19 protein-coding genes and 2 pseudogenes are annotated in these 19560 nt (G+C 73.4%); 15 read left to right on the forward strand and 6 right to left on the reverse strand.

Annotated elements, in window-relative coordinates:
• The first annotated feature begins 17 nt into the window (after window positions 1-17).
• The 3 genes from J7F03_RS16780 to J7F03_RS42005 all read left to right on the forward strand — a co-directional run bounded on the left by J7F03_RS16780 (window position 18) and on the right by J7F03_RS42005 (window position 2366).
• The gene (locus J7F03_RS16780) at window positions 18-470 is read left to right on the forward strand and encodes a heme-binding protein (RefSeq protein WP_214950205.1); all 453 of its coding nucleotides are present in this window, start codon (window positions 18-20) and stop codon (window positions 468-470) included.
• A gap of 76 nt (window positions 471-546) precedes the next feature.
• Entirely contained in the window at window positions 547-2193 is a 1647-nt protein-coding gene (locus J7F03_RS16785; protein ID WP_374104349.1) for a glycoside hydrolase family 20 protein, read from the forward strand.
• Between the two features lie 50 nt (window positions 2194-2243).
• Window positions 2244-2366, forward strand: coding sequence for a hypothetical protein (locus J7F03_RS42005; protein ID WP_285440456.1), 123 nt, complete (start codon window positions 2244-2246; stop codon window positions 2364-2366).
• Window positions 2367-2382: 16 nt separating this feature from the next.
• Here J7F03_RS42005 and J7F03_RS16795 read toward each other — a convergent pair whose 3' ends face one another.
• On the reverse strand, window positions 2383-3234 hold the full coding sequence (locus J7F03_RS16795) for an endonuclease I family protein (protein WP_214950209.1): 852 nt from the start codon (window positions 3232-3234) through the stop codon (window positions 2383-2385).
• Between the two features lie 294 nt (window positions 3235-3528).
• Here J7F03_RS16795 and J7F03_RS16800 point away from each other — a divergent pair, with 294 nt between their 5' ends.
• Together J7F03_RS16800 and J7F03_RS16805 are read left to right on the forward strand one after the other, a co-directional pair.
• Entirely contained in the window at window positions 3529-4095 is a 567-nt protein-coding gene (locus J7F03_RS16800) for a DJ-1/PfpI family protein (RefSeq protein ID WP_214950211.1), read from the forward strand.
• A gap of 212 nt (window positions 4096-4307) precedes the next feature.
• Window positions 4308-5255 carry an SMP-30/gluconolactonase/LRE family protein gene (locus J7F03_RS16805; RefSeq protein WP_214950213.1) on the forward strand — a complete coding sequence of 316 codons (948 nt, stop codon included), beginning with the start codon at window positions 4308-4310 and terminating at the stop codon, window positions 5253-5255.
• On the opposite strand, the gene J7F03_RS16810 is transcribed toward J7F03_RS16805, so the two are convergent.
• Entirely contained in the window at window positions 5239-6051 is an 813-nt protein-coding gene (locus J7F03_RS16810) for a glutamate ABC transporter substrate-binding protein (protein ID WP_214950215.1), read from the reverse strand. The genes J7F03_RS16805 and J7F03_RS16810 overlap by 17 nt on opposite strands.
• Window positions 6052-6311: 260 nt before the next feature.
• Here J7F03_RS16810 and J7F03_RS16815 point away from each other — a divergent pair.
• Together J7F03_RS16815 and J7F03_RS16820 are read left to right on the forward strand one after the other, a co-directional pair.
• Window positions 6312-6384 (forward strand): annotated as a pseudogene (locus J7F03_RS16815).
• Window positions 6385-6799: 415 nt separating this feature from the next.
• On the forward strand, window positions 6800-7336 hold the full coding sequence (locus tag J7F03_RS16820; protein WP_214950216.1) for a TerD family protein: 537 nt from the start codon (window positions 6800-6802) through the stop codon (window positions 7334-7336).
• Between the two features lie 265 nt (window positions 7337-7601).
• Here the strand turns inward: J7F03_RS16820 and J7F03_RS16825 are convergent.
• A pseudogene (locus J7F03_RS16825) lies at window positions 7602-8204 on the reverse strand (TetR/AcrR family transcriptional regulator); the annotation flags it as partial.
• 228 nt (window positions 8205-8432) lie between these two features.
• Between J7F03_RS16825 and J7F03_RS16830 the strand changes: the two are divergent.
• The 6 genes from J7F03_RS16830 (at window position 8433) to J7F03_RS16855 (ending at window position 14025) form a co-directional block, all read left to right on the forward strand.
• Window positions 8433-9368, forward strand: coding sequence for a phosphatase PAP2 family protein (locus J7F03_RS16830; RefSeq protein ID WP_214950218.1), 936 nt, complete (start codon window positions 8433-8435; stop codon window positions 9366-9368).
• Window positions 9365-10360, forward strand: a complete 996-nt coding sequence (locus tag J7F03_RS16835; protein WP_214950219.1) for a hypothetical protein — start codon at window positions 9365-9367, stop codon at window positions 10358-10360. The genes J7F03_RS16830 and J7F03_RS16835 overlap by 4 nt, the downstream gene beginning before the upstream one ends.
• A gap of 137 nt (window positions 10361-10497) precedes the next feature.
• Complete coding sequence (locus J7F03_RS16840) at window positions 10498-10764, forward strand: GlsB/YeaQ/YmgE family stress response membrane protein (protein WP_214950220.1); 267 nt, start codon at window positions 10498-10500, stop codon at window positions 10762-10764.
• Between the two features lie 91 nt (window positions 10765-10855).
• Window positions 10856-12562: a serine/threonine-protein kinase gene (locus tag J7F03_RS16845; RefSeq protein ID WP_214950221.1), complete on the forward strand. Its 1707-nt coding sequence runs from the start codon at window positions 10856-10858 to the stop codon at window positions 12560-12562.
• Between the two features lie 82 nt (window positions 12563-12644).
• Window positions 12645-13562, forward strand: a complete 918-nt coding sequence (locus J7F03_RS16850; RefSeq protein ID WP_214950223.1) for a squalene/phytoene synthase family protein — start codon at window positions 12645-12647, stop codon at window positions 13560-13562.
• A gap of 94 nt (window positions 13563-13656) precedes the next feature.
• Window positions 13657-14025, forward strand: coding sequence for a 5-carboxymethyl-2-hydroxymuconate Delta-isomerase (locus tag J7F03_RS16855; protein WP_214950225.1), 369 nt, complete (start codon window positions 13657-13659; stop codon window positions 14023-14025).
• Window positions 14026-14064: 39 nt separating this feature from the next.
• On the opposite strand, the gene J7F03_RS16860 is transcribed toward J7F03_RS16855, so the two are convergent.
• The 3 genes from J7F03_RS16860 to J7F03_RS16870 form a co-directional block, all read right to left on the reverse strand.
• A complete protein-coding gene (locus tag J7F03_RS16860; protein ID WP_214950227.1) occupies window positions 14065-14742 on the reverse strand; it encodes a LysM peptidoglycan-binding domain-containing protein in 678 nt (225 codons plus the stop codon).
• Window positions 14743-15102: 360 nt separating this feature from the next.
• Complete coding sequence (locus J7F03_RS16865) at window positions 15103-16128, reverse strand: DUF5954 family protein (RefSeq protein ID WP_214950229.1); 1026 nt, start codon at window positions 16126-16128, stop codon at window positions 15103-15105.
• A gap of 96 nt (window positions 16129-16224) precedes the next feature.
• On the reverse strand, window positions 16225-17187 hold the full coding sequence (locus J7F03_RS16870; RefSeq protein ID WP_214950231.1) for a dihydrodipicolinate synthase family protein: 963 nt from the start codon (window positions 17185-17187) through the stop codon (window positions 16225-16227).
• A gap of 70 nt (window positions 17188-17257) precedes the next feature.
• On the opposite strand from J7F03_RS16870, the gene J7F03_RS16875 reads away from it, so the two are divergent.
• Together J7F03_RS16875 and J7F03_RS16880 are read left to right on the forward strand one after the other, a co-directional pair.
• Window positions 17258-18247, forward strand: coding sequence for a LysR family transcriptional regulator (locus J7F03_RS16875; protein WP_214950233.1), 990 nt, complete (start codon window positions 17258-17260; stop codon window positions 18245-18247).
• 119 nt (window positions 18248-18366) lie between these two features.
• Window positions 18367-19452, forward strand: coding sequence for an S-(hydroxymethyl)mycothiol dehydrogenase (locus J7F03_RS16880; protein WP_214950235.1), 1086 nt, complete (start codon window positions 18367-18369; stop codon window positions 19450-19452).
• Window positions 19453-19560: the final 108 nt, after the last annotated feature.

Here is a 19560-nt window from a genome sequence, read left to right on the forward strand (position 1 = left end):
CCACAGGAGAGCCCCGCATGTCCGCCGCCACCGCCCCCCGTGCCGCCACTGCCCCCCGCACCGCCGTCGCACCCCTGACCACCGCGGACGCCGAGGCGCTGGTCGCCGCCGCCACGGCCGCCGCCGAAGCTGCCGGCGTCGCCACCAGCGTCACCGTCCTCGACGCGGGCGGGCACCCGCTGGCCTTCCGGCGTGACGACCGGGCCGTCCTGATCTCCGGCGAGACCAGCACCCGCAAGGCGTTCACCGCGCTCCAGCTGGACGCCCCGACCGCCGACCTCGTCGACGCCGTCCAGCCCGGCGGGCCCTTCCACACCCTGCCCACGGCCCTCGACCGCCCGCTGCTGTTCATCGCGGGCGGGCTGCCCGTCCACCGCGACGGCCGGCTCGTCGGAGCGATCGGCGTCGGCGGCGGCGCACCCGCCCAGGACCACGGCTTCGCCGAGGCCGCGCTCGCCGTACTGGCCTGACCTTCCCCCCGGGTCGCGCGCCCGTGTCCCCTGTGCCACGTTGGTACGGGGAACAGGGGGCAGGGGACAAAGGTGGATGATGCGGCAGACGAAGAGGTACAGGCGCAGCCACGTCATCGCGACGGCCACCGTCGCCGTGCTGGTCTCCCTTGCCGTCCCGGCCTGCTCGGCCGCCCCGGGCGCCCCGTCCGCCCCGTCGGCCCCGTCCGACGCACAGGCCCCGACCAGCCCGGCGGCGCCGGCCCCCTCCCCGACGAGCCCGGCCGCCCCCGTGCCCTCGCCGACGCCCTCCCATCCGCTGTCCACCGCCCCGCGCACCATCCCGGCCGTACGGGAACACGTGCCGGCCCGTGGCCCCGGCTGGCGGCCCACCCCGGGGGCGCGGGTCGTCGTACCGCCGGCCGACCGCGCGGCCCTGTCCGACGAGGGCAGGCTGCTCGCCGGTGAACTGCGCATGGGATACGCCGAGTCGGCCACCCCGGGTCCCGGAGACGTGCAACTCGCCCTCGGCGCGGCGAAATCCGGTGCTCCGGAGTCCTACACCCTCACCGTGCAGGACGGCCGGGTCCGCATCAGCGGCCCCGACCAAGCGGGGGTCTTCTACGGCACCCGCACCCTCAAACAGGAGGTCGCCGGCGGCGGTTCGGCCCCGGAGGGCACCGTGCGCGACGCCCCGGCCAAACCGCAGCGCGGCCTCAACCTCGACATAGCCCGCAAGCACTTCACGCCCGACTGGATCGAGGCCCGGCTGCGTGAGATGGCCGACCTGAAGCTGAACCAGCTGGGCCTGCACTTCTCCGACGACCAGGCCTTCCGGATCGAGTCCGACACCCACCCCGAGATCGTCTCCACCCCGCACCTCACCAAGGCGCAGGTGCGGTCGATCACGGCACTCGCCGCGAGCCTGCACATCGCGGTCGTCCCCGAGATCGACTCGCCCGGCCACCTCGGCGCGGTCCTGCGCGCGTACCCGGGGCTGCAACTGGTCGACGTACAGGGCCGGGCGGTCAAGGGCGCGGTGGACATCGCGGACCCGGCTGGGGCGAGGCTCGTGGACGAACTCCTGCGGGAGTACCTGCCGTTGTTCCCCGGCGCGATCTGGAACCTGGGCGCGGACGAGTACCAGGCACTGGTCTACCGCGACCCACAGACCTCCTTCCCGCAGCTCGCGGCCACCGCCCGGCAGCGCTACGGGCCCTCCGGCCGGGTCCAGGACCTGGCGACGGGCTGGCTCAACGACCGGGCGGACGTGGTCCGTTCGGCGGGCCGGGCGCCGGCGGCGTGGAACGACGGCTTCTTCACCGGTGGCGTCGTCCAGCCCGCCCGGGACATCCAGGTGGAGTACTGGACGGGCAAGGAGGGCGGCGCCCGGCCGCCGCTGGAGTACCTGCGCGAGGGCCGCGAGGTGGTCAACCTCAACGACGAGTACCTCTACTACGTGCTGGGCGAGCCGAACCAGTTCACCTACCCCACCGGCCGGCGGATCTACGAGCAGTGGACCCCGCTGGTGCTGCGGGGCACCGCGGCCGTCCCCGCGAGCTACGCCGACCGGATACTGGGCGCACGCCTCGCGGTCTGGTGCGATCTGGCCGGGGCCCAGACCCAGGCGCAGGTGGCGGCCGGCATCCGCCTCCCGCTGGCGGCCCTGTCCCAGAAGGTCTGGGACTCCCGCCCTCCGGCCCTCGACTGGCCGGCCTTCAAGACCCTGGCCGACCGGCTGTAGGCGGGGCAAGGGGCTCCGCACGGCCCTGGCGGGGGCGGTGCGGGACCACCTTGCCCCGTACGGGCTGCGGCGGATCCTGCCTGGAGACCGGGGACGCCCACGGCGTCTACGCCAAGGTCGGCTTCGCGTCGCTCGCGATCCCGGAGGACTGGATGCTCCTCGGCGAGCAGTAGGGCCCCCGGCGCGCGCCTACCAGATGGAGGCGACCCACTCGGGGTGGTCGATGAACGGGTTGCGGTTGTGCTGGTAGGTGTCGTATATGACCTGGTTGCGGCGCTGCTCGAAGGCGTCCGGCGGGTCCATCTGGCTCCACTGCTTCAGCAGGCTGATCCGGCCGAAGAGGGGGGCGCTGCCGTTGTTGACCTTGTCGTTCATCTCCAGGTCCGCGAAACCGTCGCCGCCGTCGTAGCGCACGGCCATGTAGAGCAGCATCCGTGCCACGTCGCCCTTGACCGCGTTCCGCGGCTCGAAGGAGTCGGCGTCGGTGTAGCTGCCCTGGGCCTCCGAGACCGGGCTGCCGCCCATGTCGAAGTCCTTGTTGCCACGGGTGCTGTTGACCGTGACGTCCTCGGGACGCAGGTGGTGCAGGTCGGTGCCCGGGCCGGTCGCGGTGCCGAAGTCGCCGTGGCTCTTGGCCCAGACGTGCTCGCGGTTCCAGTCGTTGACCCCGCCGCCGTTGGTGGACTTGGACTGGGAGCGGCCCGAGTAGACCAGGATGACGTTGTTGGGGTTCGCCGGGTCCTGGTCCGTGACCTTCAGCGCGTTCCACACGCCGTCGTACGTCACCTTGGACTGGGTCTTGATGATGTCGTGCAGTGCCGTCTTGAGCGCGGCGCCGGTCTTGCCCTCGGCGGCGGCGTAATAGGTGTCCACGGCGGAGGCCGAGGCGGAGGCCGAGGACAGGGTAGAGGCCTCGACCGGGGCCGAAGGCGCGGCGGGGCCGGCCTCCGTCCGCTGGCCGGCCGTGGCGGACGCCGGAAGCAGCAGCAGTGACGCCGCCGCGAGGCCGGTCGCCCAGGGAGTCAGGCGCGAGATTCTCATCACGTGGGGGTACCTCTCCACACGCACCGCTCCCGCCCGGGGAATTGGCGGGATATCAGGTGGCAGAGCGAGGCTCATATTGTCATGTGCCCTACAGGTGAAAACCACGTGTCGGGAGCCCGTACTTTCGCCGCCGCGGTGCGGGTGAGAGGAGCGCCGCGGGAGGCGGGCGCCGAGGCCCCGGCGAAGAGGGGTCCGGACGGGCGGGATTGGCGCGAGGCCCTCTTGGCAGGGCCCGCCGATGCGTGCACGGTTGCGGGGGCCACACCGTGAACGCCCTACCAGGAGCAGCCCATGGCAGTGAAGATCCTCATCGTGACCGGCGACGCGGCGGAGTCGCTGGAGGTCCTCTACCCCTACCAGCGCCTCCGCGAGGAGGGGTACGAGGTCCACATCGCGGCCCCGGCGGTGAAGAAGCTGCGGTTCGTCGTACACGACTTCGAGGACGGCTTCGACACCTACACCGAGAAGCCCGGCTACACCTGGCCCGCCGACATCGCCTTCGCCGACGTCGACCCGGGGGAGTACGCGGCCCTCGTCGTACCCGGCGGCCGCGCCCCCGAGTACCTGCGCAACGACCCCGACGTGCGGCGGATCCTGTCCGCATTCGCCGGCTCCGACAAGCCGATCGCGCAGATCTGCCACGGCCCCCTGATCGCCGCTGCGGCGGGCGCGCTGGACGGCCGCCGGGTCACGGCCTATCCGGCCCTGGAGCTGGACATGAAGGCGGCCGGCGCCGACTTCGAGGACTCGGAGGCCGTGGTCGACGGCACGCTGGTGTCGGCCCGCGCGTGGCCCGACCACTCGGCCTGGATGCGGGAGTTCCTGACCGTACTGCGCGGGAAGGCGCCGCTGGCGTAGCCCCCCGCCGGGCCCGCGCGCGGGGCGGTGGAGCCTGTCCTTGGCCGGTGCCTCCGCCCCGCGCGCCATGAGGGCCCGCGCGGGCGGAAGGGAGGGGGAGCCTCCCCATTCCCTTGTGAAGCATCCGGACCGGGGACTGCCGGGAAGCGATCGGTGTGCTGAGGTGGCTGGGTCAACAGATGTTGTTCTCAAGCCAGTTGAGAGGGCCGATCATGACTGGAAGCTTGGACCGGCGCGGATTCATAGGTGCCGCGGCGGCCCTCGGGGGCGTCGCGCTCGTCGGAGCGGGGGCGGCTCCCGCGCAAGCCCTGACCGCCCGGCCGCCCCGGCCCGAAACGATCGCCACCCCGGCGGGCTTCCAGCCCGAGGGGATCGCCGTCTCCGCACGCGGTACGGCGTACACGGGCTCGCTGATCGACGGCTCGATCTACCGCTTCGACCTCGCCACGGGCGCCGGTCGGATCATCACCCGGGGCGAGGGCCCGGCCTCGGTGGGCCTCAAGCTCGACACGCACGGCAGGCTGCTCGTCGCGGGCGGCGCCAGCGGGCAGATCCGCGTCGTCGACGCCGCTGACGGGCGGGTTCTGGCCACCCACCAGGCCGCCACCGGGACGGCCTTCGTCAACGACCTGACCGTCGGCCGCGGAGGCTCCTGGTTCACCGACTCCTTCAACGACGTCGTGTACTTCCTGCCCGACGGCGGCCGGGAGCGGCCGCGCACGGTGGCCCTCGGCGGCGAGTGGACCCCGACCCCGCCCGGCGGCGAGTACTGGGGCGCCAACGGGATCGCGCGGACCCCGGACGGCCGGGCGCTGCTGCTCGTGCACGACCTGGCGGCGGCGCTGTTCCGCGTGGACCCGGGCACCGGGGCCGCCACCCGCACGGAGCTCGACGGCGGGGCGGTCAGCTACGGCGACGGGCTCGTCGTCCACGGGCGCACGCTGTACGTCGTACGCAACTGGATCCATGCGGTGGACGTGTTCACCCTGAGCGCGGACGGCCGGCGGGGCCGCTTCGTGAAGCAGATCACCGACCCGCGCTTCCACACGCCGACCACGGCCGCCGTCCACGGCGACCGGCTCTACGTGGTCAACGCGGCCTTCGACGCGGACTGGTCGGACCCGGCCACCGCCTCCAAGGTCGTCAGCTGCCCGTCGTGAGGCCTGGGGCCGGCTCGTACTTGTAGTCCGCGCCGAAGTTCTTCTTCACGGCCGCCTCCCAGGAGCCGTCGGCGACCATCTTGCGGATCGCCTCGTTGACCTTGCGCTGGAGCTCGGTGTTGCCCTTCTTCATGCCGATCCCGTAGTTCTCGCTGCTCAGGCTCAGCCCGACCAGCCGGAACTTGCCCTCGTTGCCCTTGCGCGCCGTGTACCCGGCCAGGATGGAGTTGTCCGTGGTCATGGCGTCGACCAGGTTGTCCTTGAGGGCGACGATGCACTCGGAGTAGCCGCCGAGCTCCAGGAGGCTCGCCTTGGGGGCCAGGTTCTTCTTGATGTTCTCCGCCGAGGTGGAGCCGGTCACCGAGCACAGCCTCTTGCTGTTGAGGTCCTCGGCCCTGTTGATGGTGAGGTCGTCGGCGCGGACCATCAGATCCTGGTGCGCGAGGAAGTACGGGCCGGCGAAGTCGACCTTCTCCTTGCGCTTGTCGTTGATCGAATAGCTGGCCGCGACGAACTGGACCTCGTTGTACTGGATCAGCAGCTCGCGGTCGTTGCTGTAGACCTGCTTGAAGGTGATGCGGTCCGGCTTGTAGCCGAGCTCCTTCGCCACGTATGTCGCCACGTCCACGTCGAAACCGGTGAAGGTGCCGTCGGGCTCGCGCATGCCGACGCCGGGCTGGTCGAACTTGATGCCGATGGCGAGGTTTCCCTTGGGCCCGTCGTCACCGACGCACCCGGATGCGGTCAGGGCGAGACCGATCACTGCGGCGACCGCAGCGGTCTTGGGAACCTTCATGGAGCACTCTTTCCTCGGGTACGCGGGAACCGCGGGGGCGGCTGGACGCGTATATGAGGAAGCTAGGAAACCGCCGGGTACGGTGTCACGGGATCTGAGCAAATCTTGAGGGTCACGATCCGGACCGGCCGCAGATCCTGCGGTGGATCATGGTCCGTACGGGACAGGGGCCGGTTGCCTGGCCGACCCCTACGACCGCCGACGGCCTCGCCCGCCATCGGCGGCCGTGACGGGGGCGCCTCGGTACGATCACCGAAGGCAGGGCCGTAGCGCGGAGGTCGTCGCGCCGACGGAGCAGGCTGGAGGACGTCGGTTCGAATCCGACCGGCCTTGCCGGCCCGGTGTGCGTCTCCCGCGCCCGGAGGGGAACCGGGGGAGTGCCGCTCGTCCAGGCGGCCCTGTTCCCCGGTGCGCCGCCGGCCGACGGTCCGCCGGGCCCGGCCGCGCCGAAGCCCGTACGGGTGCGGTGCGGGGGCCAGTGGCACGAGGTCCGCTCACGGGGCGGCGTACTGGACGTCCCAGGTGATCCGGCTCTACCGGGGCGGCGATCTGGGTTTTCTCAAGCGCCGGTTGGACGAGGAACACCCGGGCCTCGGGGCCTTCGGCCGGGACACGTGGATGGACCGACGGGCGGGGTGGCCCCGTCCGCTTCCGGCGGACTGGCCGGGAACGTACGGTCGTTCGGTGACGGCGGACGGACCCGTGACAGCATGGGAGGGCAACGCACGCTAAGTGGAGGGGGAGTTCGGTGAGCGGAGTACGCAAGGGCCTGGCCAAGGTGGAGATCGCGCTGCGGTGGGATCCCAGCCCGGCCGGTGCGCCCGTCCACGACCTCGACATACTCGCCGGGGTCTACGGCGCCGCCGACCCGTACGGGGAGCCCGTGCACCTCGTGCACTTCGGCAGGCGTTCCCCCGACGGCACGATCACGCTGGACCGGGACAGCCGGACCGGGCAGGGACTCGGCTTCGACGAGGTGATGACCCTCGAACTGAACCGGATGTCGGCCGAGTTGACCCGCGTCGTGATCGGGATCGTTATCCAGCGGGCGGGCGGCGACCAGGTGCTGACCTTCGCCGACGTCGCGGGGACCGGTTTGCGCATCCGCGAGGGCTACACCGATCTCGCCATGGAGGACTTCGCGGCATTGGGGGGCGCGGCCGCGGCCACGGTCGCGGAGTTCACCCGGGACGCCTCGGGCGCCTGGTCGCTGGACCCTGCCGTACGGGGCTTCGACGCGGACCCGGAGGAGTTCGCCCGGGTCATGGGCGCCGCCCGGATCTGACCGCCGTACGGGGGCGGTCCGGCCGGTCACCGCGCGGACCGGGCGGCGGGCACTCCGCGGGGGAGTGTCCGCCGGCCGGTCCGGGTGGTGTGCGCTGCCACCGTCCCCACGAGGCAGCGCGGGCAGGCAGCCGTCCGGTCATCGGGGACGGCGGCCCGCCGGTTCAGGGGGCCCGGACCGCTTCCGGCGCGGGCTGCGGGACGGACTCCGGGCCGGGCCCGGGCTCCGGAGCCGGTTGCGGGCGGGGCTGCGGGGCGGACTGCGCGGTCATGCCCAGCGCGGGCAGCAGACACGCGTCGACGAACCGTACGAGGTACTCGGCGTCGGCGTCGCGCCCCTCCAGGACCGGCCGGATGCGCAGTACGCCCATCAGCTGGGCCGGCAGGAACTCCACGGCCGGGTGCCCGGCGGCGAGCTCGCCCCGCGCCACGGCCCGCTCGACGATCGCGTCGAACGCCGTCAGCTCCGGCTCCACCAGCGCTTCGCGCAGCGCCGCCTTCAGCTTCTCGTCGCTCAACACCGCGATCCCGAGTGCCTGCATGAGCCGGGTGTCGCGCCCCGAGGTGCAGGCCGCGATCCGGGCGGCCGCGCGCAGGTCGCCCACCAGTGTCCCGGTGTCCACCGCCGCGAGCGTTCCCCGCCGGTCGGCGCGCAGGGCGGCGGCGACGAGCTGGGGTTTGGTCTTCCACTGCCGGTAGAGCGTGGACTTGCCGCAGCTGGCCCGCGCGGCGATGGCTTCCATGGTCAGCGCCTCGTAGCCGTCCTCGCGCAGCTGCTCCAGGACGGCGTCGTACAGCTGCCGTTCCCGCTCCGGTGTGATCTTGGAGCGGCGCGCGGGGGCCGGGACGACCGGCGTCGGCGACGTCATGGGGCGGCTCTCCTCGGTGGCGCTTCAGGTTCTCTGGGGCCTCGGTGCCGGATCCGACGGTATCTGGCCGGGTCCAGTCGCGTCTGGCCGGATCCCGTTCCAGCGAAAGTCTACGGGAACGCGAGCGTATCGGTACACGCTCGTATCGGTACACAGTCGTATCGATACGCGAATGTATCGATACACTGGCGTGTCGATGTGCCCGTGTACAGGAAGCGAGACCGGGGGATGACCTCCCACACCACACCTGCCGAGGCCGGCGCGGGGCCGCGTACGCCGGGATCGCCGAGCGCGCAGAGCGAGGAGAGTGCGCCGAGTGCGCCGGGCGCGCCGACGGATTACGCCGCGGATGCGGCCGGGCCGCGCCGCCGGGAGCGGCGCCGCCGCCTCTTGCGCGAGCTGCTGCTCGTCGCGGGTCTCTTCGCCGTGTACAAGGCCGGCCGGCTGCTCTCCACCGGCCGCACCGACGAGGCCTTCCGCAACGCCGGCCGCATCTGGGACGCCGAGCGCGCGCTGCGCCTGCCCGGCGAAGGCCTGGTCCAGCGCCTGTTCCTGGACGGCCCCGGGGACACCCTCGTGCACGCCGCGAACACGTACTACGCGGCCGTGCACTTCCCCGCCACGGTGCTCTTCCTCGGCTGGCTCTACGTACGCCGCCCCGCGCACTACCTCTGGACCCGCCGCGTCCTCGCCGTCCTCACCGGCGCGGCCCTCGCCCTGCACCTGAGCTTCCCCCTCGCACCCCCGCGGATGCTGGCCGCCACCCACCTGATCGACACCGGCCAGGTCTACGGCCCCACCGTCTACCGAGCCGCGCCCGCCGCCGACACCATGGCCAACCAGTTCGCCGCGATGCCCTCCCTGCACGTCGGCTGGGCGCTGATGCTGGCCCTCGGCATGATCGCCGCCACGTCCTCCCGGTGGCGCGCCCTGTGGCTGCTGCACCCGCTCCTGACCCTGCTGGTCGTCGTCGGCACCGCCAACCACTACTGGCTCGACGCCATCGTCGCGACCCTGCTGCTGGGGGCCGCCCTGCTGCTCGTCCCGCGCCCGGCCACCCGCTCCCTCGTCGCCCTGCGCAGCGTGCCGGGTCCGCGCCCGGCCGTACCCGCCGGACCCGCGCCGGCCGTGGGCACCGTCGGAACCGTAGGAGCGGCGCGGTGAACGCCACACTCGTCGCCGTCCTGCTCTGCCTCGCCTCGGCCGTCACGTACGCGGCCGCGGCCGTCGCGCAGGAACGCCTCGCCCGCCGCGCGGTCGCCCGCAGCGCCGCCGCGCTGCTCGGCAACGGCGGCTGGTGGTGGTCGGCCGGGCTGAACGCCGCGGCCGCGCTCCTGCACGCCGCCGCCCTGCGGTACGGGCCGCTCACCCTGGTCCAGCCGCTCGGGGCGCTCACCCTCGTCGCCGCCGTACCGCTGGGCGCGCGCGGCGCCGGGCGCCGGGTCGCGGGCACCGAGTGGCGCGGAACCCTGGCCACCGTCGCCGGCCTCGGACTGCTCCTGCTGCCCGCCTCCGGCCCGGCCCCCGACGACACCCTCACCCTGGCCGAGGCCCTCGCCGTCTCCGGCGCGACGGCCGCGGTGATCCTGCTGTTGACCGTGCGGAGGGACACGAGCTCGGGGCTGCGCCACGCGACGGCCTCCGGGCTGGCCTCCGCGGCCGCCTCCGCCCTGACCCAGACCGTCGCCGTGGCGGGCGGCCGCGGCGGGGCGCTGCTCAGCTTCCGGGTCGTTTCCGTGGGCCTGCTCGTCGTGGTCTTCGCGGTCGGCGGGATGCTCCTGTCCCAGCGGGCCTACAGGGGCGGCCTCGGAGCCCCGCTCGCGGTGGTCAACCTCGCCAATCCGCTGGCCGCCGCCGCGATCGGCATGGTGCTGCTCGGCGAACGCCTCCAGGGCGGGGTGGTCGGGGTCCTGCTGGCGGCGGCGGGCGCGGTCGCGGCGGCGCGCGGCGTGTTGCTTCTCACGCGGACACCGGCGCAGCCGGCGGCCGCCCCGCTACCGGCCCCGTCTCCGGCCCCGTCTCCGACCTCGGCCCCGGTCACGTCCTCGTCCCCTGCCCCGCCCTCGTCCCCGTCGTCCTCCCTGCCCTCGTCCCCGTCCCCCGCCGCTTCCCCCGCCGTTTCCCCGGCCGCGCCGATGGCCGGCGCGGCGGCGTGATCCGTACGGTTGCCGACCGCGCGGGCAGGGCAGAGAACCGATTCACCCGGTCGCGCGTCCTCCTCCATGAGACGGACGCGAAGACGCGCGCACGAGGCGCGCCGGCTGAACGCGCCACAGAAGCGGAGTGAACGGGCATGGGCATCATCAGCTGGATCATCCTTGGACTGCTCGCGGGCGGCATCGCCAAGGTCCTGCTGCCCGGCCGTGACCCCGGCGGTCTGATCGGCACCACCCTCATCGGCATCGCCGGCGCCTTCATCGGCGGCTGGCTCTCGGCGAAGTTCCTGGACCGCTCGATCCAGAACGATTTCTTCGACATCGCGACCTGGGCCTCGGCCATCACGGGCTCCATGGTCCTGCTCGTCGCCTACCGCCTGTTGTTCGGCAACTCCCGCGACTAGGCCGCGACTCCCGCGACCGGCCATCGGCCACCCCTCCCACACCGGGCACCGCCCGCATCCTGGTCGGTGGCGGCGCCTACGATGACCGGCCATGGACAGCAGTGAGGCCGGCAGACAACTGATCGACGGGCGCTTCGAACTGGGGGAGCCCCTGGGCAGCGGCGGGATGGGGACGGTGTGGCGGGCCCGCGACATCGCGCTGCACCGGGACGTCGCCCTCAAGGAGGTGCGGCCGCCGGATCCTGCCACTGCCGCCGCCCAGCCCGGACTCACCGTCCAGCTGCGGGAACGGGCTGTCCGCGAGGCCCGCGCCCTCGCCCGCCTCGCGCACCCGAACGTGGTCACCATCCACCACATCGTCGAGCCCGCGGACGGGGCCGAGGGCCATCCGTGGATCGTGATGGAACTGGTCAAGGGCGGCTCCCTGCACGACCGGCTGGCCGGTGGGCCGATGCCGGTGGGCGACGTGCTGCGGCTCGGTCTCGACGTGCTCTCCGCGCTGCGGGCCGCACACGCGGAGGGGGTGCTGCACCGGGACGTGAAACCGGCCAACGTGCTGCTGCGGCCCGACGGTTCCGCGGTGCTCACGGACTTCGGGATCGCCGCGCTGCACGGGTCGACCGCACTGACCTCGACCGGCGTGCTGATCGGCTCGCCGGAGTACATCGCCCCGGAGCGGGCGCGCGGCGAGGAGGGGCTGCCCGCCTCCGACCTCTGGTCGCTCGGCATGCTGCTGTACGTGGCCTCCGAGGGGGTGCACCCGCTGCGCCGGGCCACCAGCCTGGCCACCGTGGTCGCGGTGCTCGACGAGCCGATCCCGGCGCCGGTACGGTCCGGCCCGCTGGGTCCGGTACTGGAGCGGCTGCTCGTACGGGACTTGGCCGCGCGGCCCGACGCCGAGCAGCTGGAAGCGCTGCTCCGGAGTGTGAGCAGTGCTCTCGGCGGAGCCACCCCGGTGCTGCCTCCCGTCTCCCTCGGGAACTTCGGGCCGGTGACCCCGGGCCCCGGCCCGGCCCCTGCGGCGATGCCCACCCCCACGCCGTTCCTTCCGGGCGGGGGCAACCCGTACGCGTCCACCGCTCCCGTGCCCGTGCCCGTCCCCGCGCGGTCCGGCCCGCGCCGCCGCCGCCCGGCGCTGCTCGCCGGGATCCTCGCGGCCGTCCTGACCGCCGGTGTGATCGGCCTGGTGAAGTGGCTGCCCGACGGGAACACCGGCACCGGTGCGGGCAAGAGCGGCGACACGAAGGCGTCGGTCACCCCGTCCGTGCCGGGCTCCGGCACCCCGGCCACCGCGGTCGCCGCCACTCCCGGCCCGACGCCCACCCCGAAGGCGAGTACGCCCAAGACGGCGACCCCGCCCAAGGGCAGTCTGATCGACCCGGCCAACATCCGTACCGCGGTCGAAGCGCTCAGACAGCAAACGGGCACCACCACCTTCGTCGACATGCGGGTCTACGACGAGTACGTGATCGCCTCCATCCCCACCGCGCCCGGGGCGAAGACGGTCGACTCCTGGCAGTACCGGGGCGGCGCCGCCAAGCGCAGCGGTCCCGCCGGCACCGTCAAGGCGGGTGATCCGCTCATGGACATGGCCGCGCTCGACTGGGACGCCCTCCCCGGCCTGCTGGCCCAGTCGGTCAAGGAGCTGGGCGTCGAGAACCCGAGCTCGCGCTACCTGAACGTCTCCCCCTGGCTCGGCGCCCCCGCCATCCGCCCCTACCTGAGCGACGAGTACGGACAGGGCGGCTACGTCCTCGCGGGCACCGATTTCAAGATCAAGAAGGTCTACGGCGGCTGACCCCCGGACCCGGGACCCCGGACCACCCGGGACCCGAGCGCACCGGACGAACCGACAGCACACGAAGCGGAGCACCATCACCATGCCCACCTGGCGGAACACCCTCACGGCGGCCGGGATCTCCGGCCCCCGGATCCGCGCCGACTACACGCACGCGGCCCGCCGGGTCCTGCGCCGGGAGCCCGCGCCCTACGCGGCCCTGCGCCTGCTGGCCGCACCGCCGCTCGTGCCCTGGCTGGCGGCCGGACTCGCCTTCATGAACCGGGTCGACGACGTCGCCGAGACCGGGACTCCGCGGCAGCGGGCCGCCGGACTGGAGCAGCTGACCGCCGATGTGCGCCATGCCCTGGAGACCGGGGACAGCCCCGATCCGCTGCTGCGCGCCTACGCCCACGCCGTCGACTCCCGCGGCCTGCCCGCGGAGTGGGTCTTCCGGTTCCTCGGCGGAGCCGCCACGGCGGAGGCGGTCTTCGACGGCTTCGCCGGCGAGGAGGAGTTCCAGGGCTACCTCGACGCCTACGCCTGGCCCGGGGTGCTGGTCTTCACCGGGCTGCAGTACCAGGGCGGGCCCGACGCCGAACAGGCCGCGGCCTGGCGGCGGTTCGTGGACGCGGCCCAGCGGGTCGACTTCCTCGCGGACCTCGCCGGGGACCTTGCGGACGGCCGGCTCTGCATTCCGCGGGCCCGGCTCGCCGAGCACTCCGTGACCCGGGCCGATCTCGAACAGGCCCGCGACACCCCGGCCGTACGGGAACTGCTGGCCGCCGAGTGCGGCCGCGCCCGTACTGCCCTCGCCGCCGCAGACGGCATCCTCGACCTCACCGAACCCGGGCTGCGGGCGGTGGCGGTGACGATGACGGAGCTCATGGAACACCAGCTCGCGGCGGTGGAGCGGGCCGGAGCGGGCGCCCTGCGCAAGGACGTCGGCTACGGTTTCGCGGCGCCGCTGCGCACCCTGGCCCGAGCCAGGGCCACGGCCCGCCGCCAGGGCCGGCCGTAGCGCCGAGGGCCGGCCGTAGCGCCGAGGTCCGCGGGGGTCGGCGAGAATGCGGGGACCCGACCCGACCGGGTCACCGCGAACGCTGGAGCGCCCGATGCCGCAGATCACCGTCGACTACTCGGCGAACCTGTCCGAAGCCTTCGACCGCCGAGGGTTCGCGCTCGCGCTGCACCCGCTGACCGCCGAGTTGGCCGACACCAGCGTCGAGACCTGCAAGACCCGTTTCCGGTGCGTCGAGGAGGTGTACGTGGCCGACGGCGCGCCCGAGAACGGACTCGTCCACGTCCAGGTGGGCCTGTTGGCGGGCCGGACCGAGGCCGTCAAGGCCGAGTTGAGCGAGGCCGTGCTCGCGCTGCTGCCCAAGTACACCTCCACCGGGGCGAACGCGCCCGGTGTCGTGGTGCACGCCTCGGTGGACGTGAGCGAGCTGGGAGCGGCGTACCGCAAGCGCGTGGGGGCCTGAGACCCGCGCGTCCGCTGCTGCGCCCCGCCCCCGCCCGGATCAGTAGGGGCCGTTGACGTTGTCGATCGAGCCGTAGCGCGCGGCCGCGTACTTGCAGGCGGCCGTGATGTTGGCCACCGGGTCGTAGGAGTCCATGGACGTGCCCGGGACGTGATAAGCGCGGAAGGTGGGGTCGATGACCTGGAGCAGCCCCTTGGAGGGTATGCCGGCCGCCGCGTTGGAGTCCCAGTTGTTGATGGCTATCGGATTCCCCGAGGATTCCCGCATCACATTGCGGTGAATTCCTTCGTAGGTGCCGGGAATTCCGTGCTCCGCCATGACGGCGAGCGACTGCCGGATCCATCCGTCGAGGTTGTTCGCGTACCCGGTGGAGGCAGCGGCGGGAGCGGCGGCGGGAGCGGCGGCGGGAGCGGCGGTGCCCAGGTTCAGCTTCAGGCCGGGGCGGATGGCCGAGGGGTTGGCTCCGACGATGTTCTTGTTGGCCTCGTAGAGCTGCTGCCAGCCGCCGCTGAGGGAGTGCTCGGCCGCGATCTTGCTCAGGGTGTCGCCGCTGACCACGGAATAGGTCATCGGAGCGGCGGTCACCTCGGCGGCTCCGGCCGTGGTCGCGCTGATCAGCGGAAGTGCCAGCGCCGCGCTGCCCGTGCCGGCCAGGGCCAGCTTGCGGGTGAGTGCGTGGTGCTGCTTCGGCCGGCGGTGCTTTCCCTTTGCGGACATGGCGGAATTCCTCACGTGGGGGGGTACGGGAGAGCCCTGGCGGAGACCGGATTCGGCAGCTGACCACCGGGAACGAGGCGACCGTAAGTCAGTTCGCGGGGCGGGAACAAGACACGAATTGGACCGGGAGATCAACTTTTCGCCGGGTCCTCGGTGGATGACCTTGAAAGGAGATCCGGGAATTAGCGAATTTCCCGCCGGGAAAAGGGAATCGGCCTTCTCGGGGAAATGATGTTGGCGAGGTGCGCGTGACCCACATCACGGGCGGACGGGCGGCTCCCCAATTCGGGCAAGTCGCCCGTCGCCGGGCTTGATTCGGACGACCCGCCCGTTGGCGGCGAATCGCCCATCAGGGGCCAATCAGGTCTCGTGCGTGACCGTGCCGTCCTCGTTCATCGAGGGGTGGATCCTGCCGGGGCCGCACCCGTCCTCCTGCTCGTCCGACGGCCGCACGGCCTCCGGACCGTCGGGCCCGATCCGGACCACCCGGCGCATCCGTACGACCAGCAGTTCCCGCCCGTCGTCGAGCCGCACCGCGTCGGCGCCGCCGGCGGCCCGGAACTCCGCCGCCACCCGGGCGTACCCGGCCCGCCGCACTTCCGGCAGCTCGTGGACGGTCGGCCACAGCAAGGTCAGCATGTGCACCAGCGCCCGGCGCGCCGCGTGCGGAGTGGCCAGCGGCACGGTCACCGGTTCCCAGCCCCCGCTGGTGCGCTCCAGCACCCGGTAGGCGGTCGGCAGCAGCACGGTCCCGGAGTGGGTGCGCAGCGCCCGCCGCGAGTCGGCCCGTACGTCGGCCGGGTAGCGGGGGCTGCGGTAGTGCAGGCCGATCAGCGCGAGGCGCTCGGTGGCCTCCATGACGCCGGTCGCCGCGATGTGATCGATCACGAAGCCCGCGTCGGGTTCCGGATCACGGGTCCCCGGCTCCCAGTCGCGCTCGGCCGGCTCCGGATCGGTGGGCCGGGGCGGCTCGGGGCCCTCGTCGTTGCTGTAGATGATCTCGTCGCACCGCATCACCCGGTAGCGGGTGCCGGCCGCCGTGAGCTCGTCGACCCGCTCCGCCTCCAGCCGCGCCACGGCCGCGAGCAGCTCCCGGCGGACGGCCCGGTCGTCGGTGCCGTCCTTGGCCCGGAACCACAGGGCGGAGTTCAGGCTGTCGCGCGCGTCCTGCGGGACCCCGCACGTGACCGGGGTCAGCACCCGCCACCGGTGCCCGCCGCCCACGTCCTGGCAGGCGATCCCGAACAGGGGTCCCCGGATGATGTAGCGCGTGTACCTCCGCGCCGCGTCGCGGGCGTCGGCCTCCTGCGCCGCGGCCACCGGGTGCGCCACGGGCTCGACGTTCATGTAGAGGTGCTCGCGCCCGGGAGGTACCTCACTGGTCATGACGCATTCTGGGCACACCTCCCGGCGGGCTGTCGGCTCCATCCGCAACTCGGCCCCGAATGCAGGAGGTTGTGGTAGACGGCGTTGGCCATACCCCTACAGGCGAGCCAGTTCCCGCTGCGCCGACGCGACCGATTCCGCGCTCGCCGGCAGCAGGGGGAGGCGTACGTCGGGCGTCGGGATCCGGCCCTGTGCGTACAACACCCCCTTGACGACCGTCGGGTTGGGCTCGGTGAAGGCCGCCGCGGCCAGCCGGGCCAGCGCGTGGCCCAGGGCGCGGGCCCGGCCCGCGTCGCCGGACCGCCAGGCCGCGTCGAGCTCGACGAACCGGGCCGTCGCGAGATGCGCCGAGGCGAGGATCCCGCCCGCCGCGCCGAGCGCGAGCATCGGCGACACGTACGCGTCGTCGCCCGCCAGCACCGCGAAGCCCTCCGGCGGATCGCCGAGCAGCGCCACCGCGTCCTGGTCCACGGAGCCGACCGCGTACTTCACCCCGGCCACCCCGGGCAGCGCCCCGATCGCACGCAGCGCGGCCGCGTCCAGCGGCTGCCCGGTCCGGTAGGGGATGTGATAGACGATCAGCGGCACGGGGCTCACCTCGGCCAGCCGCGTGAAGTGAGCGAGCACTCCGGCGGCCGAGGGCCGGACGAAGGACGGCACGGTCACCAGCGCCGCCCGCGCCTCGGGCCAGTGCTTCAGCCTGGCGAGGGACTCCTCGGCGGCCCGGGTCCCGCTCGCCCCGGCGCCGATGCTCAGGTACGCCCCCCGCTCCCGGCACACCCGGGCGCAGACGTCGGCGACGAGGTCGCGCTCCGCCTCGTCGAGGGTGGCCGCCTCGCCGGTGGTGCCGAGGGCCACGATCCCGGTGGCGCCGGCGTCGAGCACCTCGTGGGCGAGCGCCTCCAGCGCCCCGGCGGCCACGTCGCCGGCGGCGGTGAAGGGGGTGATCAACGGGACGTGGATCCCGTGCGGCCCGTCCGTGGTCGCGTCGTGCCCGGTGGAAGGGTGCGCGCTGGAGCGGTGCGCGGGGAGGGCCGGTGTCAGGCCGTTCTGTGTCATGCGTCGAGCCTGGCGTGCCCCGAGCGTCGAATCCAGTTCGCGTTTCTTACTCGACCCGTAAGCTGAGCCGATGCTCGATGTACGACGCCTGCGCCTGCTGCGCGAACTCGCCCGCCGGGGGACCATCGCCGCCGTGGCCGAGGCGCTCTCCTTCAGCCCTTCGGCCGTGTCCCAGCAACTCGGCGTCCTGGAACGCGAGGCCGGCCTGCCCCTGCTGGAGCGCACCGGCCGCCGGGTCCGGCTCACCCCCGCAGGCCAGAACCTGGTCCGGCACGCCGAAGCGGTGCTGGAACTGCTGGAACAGGCCGACGCCGATCTCGCCGAAGCCCGCAGCGGTCTGGCCGGAGCGCTGCGGATCGGGTCGTTCCCCACCGCCACCCGGGCCATCGTCCCGGCGGCCCTGGCCGCTCTGGCCCGCCGCCATCCGGGGCTGGAGCCGATGGTGTCGGAGACCGACCCGGCGGCCGTCGCGCACGCGCTGCGGGCCGGGGACCTGGACGTGGCCCTGATCCACGAGTACGACTTCGTCCCCGCGCCGGACGAGCCGGGGCTCGCGGCGGAGCCGCTCTGCCGGGAGACGATGTACCTGGCGGCACCGGCCGACCCCGAGGCCCCCTCCGCCCCGACGGCCCCGGCGGCCCCGGTGGCCCCGGCGGGTCCGGCGGGTCCCGGCCCGGCCGTCGGAGCCGATCAGGGTGCGACGCTCCGTACCCACGCCGACGCACCCTGGATCACCGCCACACCCGGCACGCTCTGCCACGCCATGACCGTACGGGCCTGCCAGGCCGCCGGATTCACGCCGAGGATCCGCCATCAAGTGGACGAGTTCGCCACCGTCCTCGCGCTGGTCGCGGCCGGCCAGGGGGTGGCCGTGGTGCCGCAGCTCGGGATCACCGGACCCGCGGACCCGGCCGTCGCGCTCACCCGCCTCCTCATGGAGCGCCGTACCAAGGTGGCCTTCCGCAGCGGGGCCGCCGCCCACCCCGCCGTGGCCGCCTTCGCCGCGGCCCTGCGCGCGGCGGTACCACCGGAACTGGCCACCCCGCGCGCCGGTTCGTGAGGCAATTCCCGTACGCGGGAATGCGCGTGTACGTTGGCCTGACCGGCGGATCCTTCGCGGGACCGACCGACGACAGGACCTGCCGGCCGACCAGACCGTGATCGAGATCGGGGTAGCAAGTGACGCATCGCGTACGAGGGGTCATCGCCCGGAGCAAGGGCGCGCCGGTGGAGACCACGACGATCCTCGTGCCCGATCCGGGGCCCGGCGAGGCGCTCGTACGGGTCCAGGCCTGCGGGGTCTGCCACACCGACCTGCACTACCGCGAGGGCGGGATCAACGACGAGTTCCCCTTCCTGCTCGGCCACGAGGCCGCCGGGGTCGTCGAATCGGTCGGCCCGGACGTCACCTCCGTCGCCCCCGGCGACTTCGTCGTCCTCAACTGGCGTGCGGTGTGCGGAAGCTGCCGGGCCTGCAAGCGCGGCCGCCCCTGGTACTGCTTCGCCACGCACAACGCCACCCAGCCCATGACCCTGGAGGACGGCACCCCGCTCTCCCCGGCCCTCGGCATCGGGGCCTTCGCCGAGAAGACCCTCGTCGCCGCCGGCCAGTGCACCAAGGTGGATCCGGCCGCCTCGCCGGCCGCCGCCGGACTGCTCGGCTGCGGGGTCATGGCCGGTCTCGGCGCCGCCCTGAACACCGGCAACGTAGGGCGCGGCGACTCCGTCGCCGTCATCGGCTGCGGGGGAGTGGGCAACGCCGCCGTCGCCGGGGCCCGGCTGGCCGGAGCCTCACGGATCATCGCCGTGGACCTGGACGACCGGAAGCTGGAATGGGCGCGGGGGCTCGGCGCCACGCACACCGTCAACGGCGGTACCGAGGACGTGGTCAAGGCCATCCAGGAGCTGACCGGCGGGAACGGCGCGGACGTGGTCATCGAGGCCGTCGGCCGCCCCGAGACGTACCGGCAGGCGTTCTACGCGCGCGACCTGGCCGGCACGGTGGTCCTCGTCGGCGTCCCGACGCCGGAGATGCGGCTCGAACTGCCGCTGCTGGACGTCTTCGGGCGCGGCGGCGCCCTGAAGTCCTCCTGGTACGGGGACTGCCTGCCCGAGCGGGACTTCCCGCTGCTCGTCGACCTCTACCTGCAGGGGCGGCTCGACCTCGACGCGTTCGTCTCCGAGCGGATCGCCCTGGACGGGGTCGAGGCGGCCTTCGAGCGGATGGAGCGGGGCGAGGTGCTCCGCTCGGTGGTCGAGTTCTGATCCGGTTCCGATCCGGCCCGGCCCCCGGCCTCCCGTCGGCCCGCACGGTGGAACGGGACCGGCGGGAAGGGGCACTGCGGTAAGGGGCACTGCGGTAAGGGCCAGTGG

It is taken from the genome of Streptomyces sp. ISL-43 (genome assembly GCF_018614195.1).
Lineage (GTDB): Bacteria > Actinomycetota > Actinomycetes > Streptomycetales > Streptomycetaceae > Streptomyces.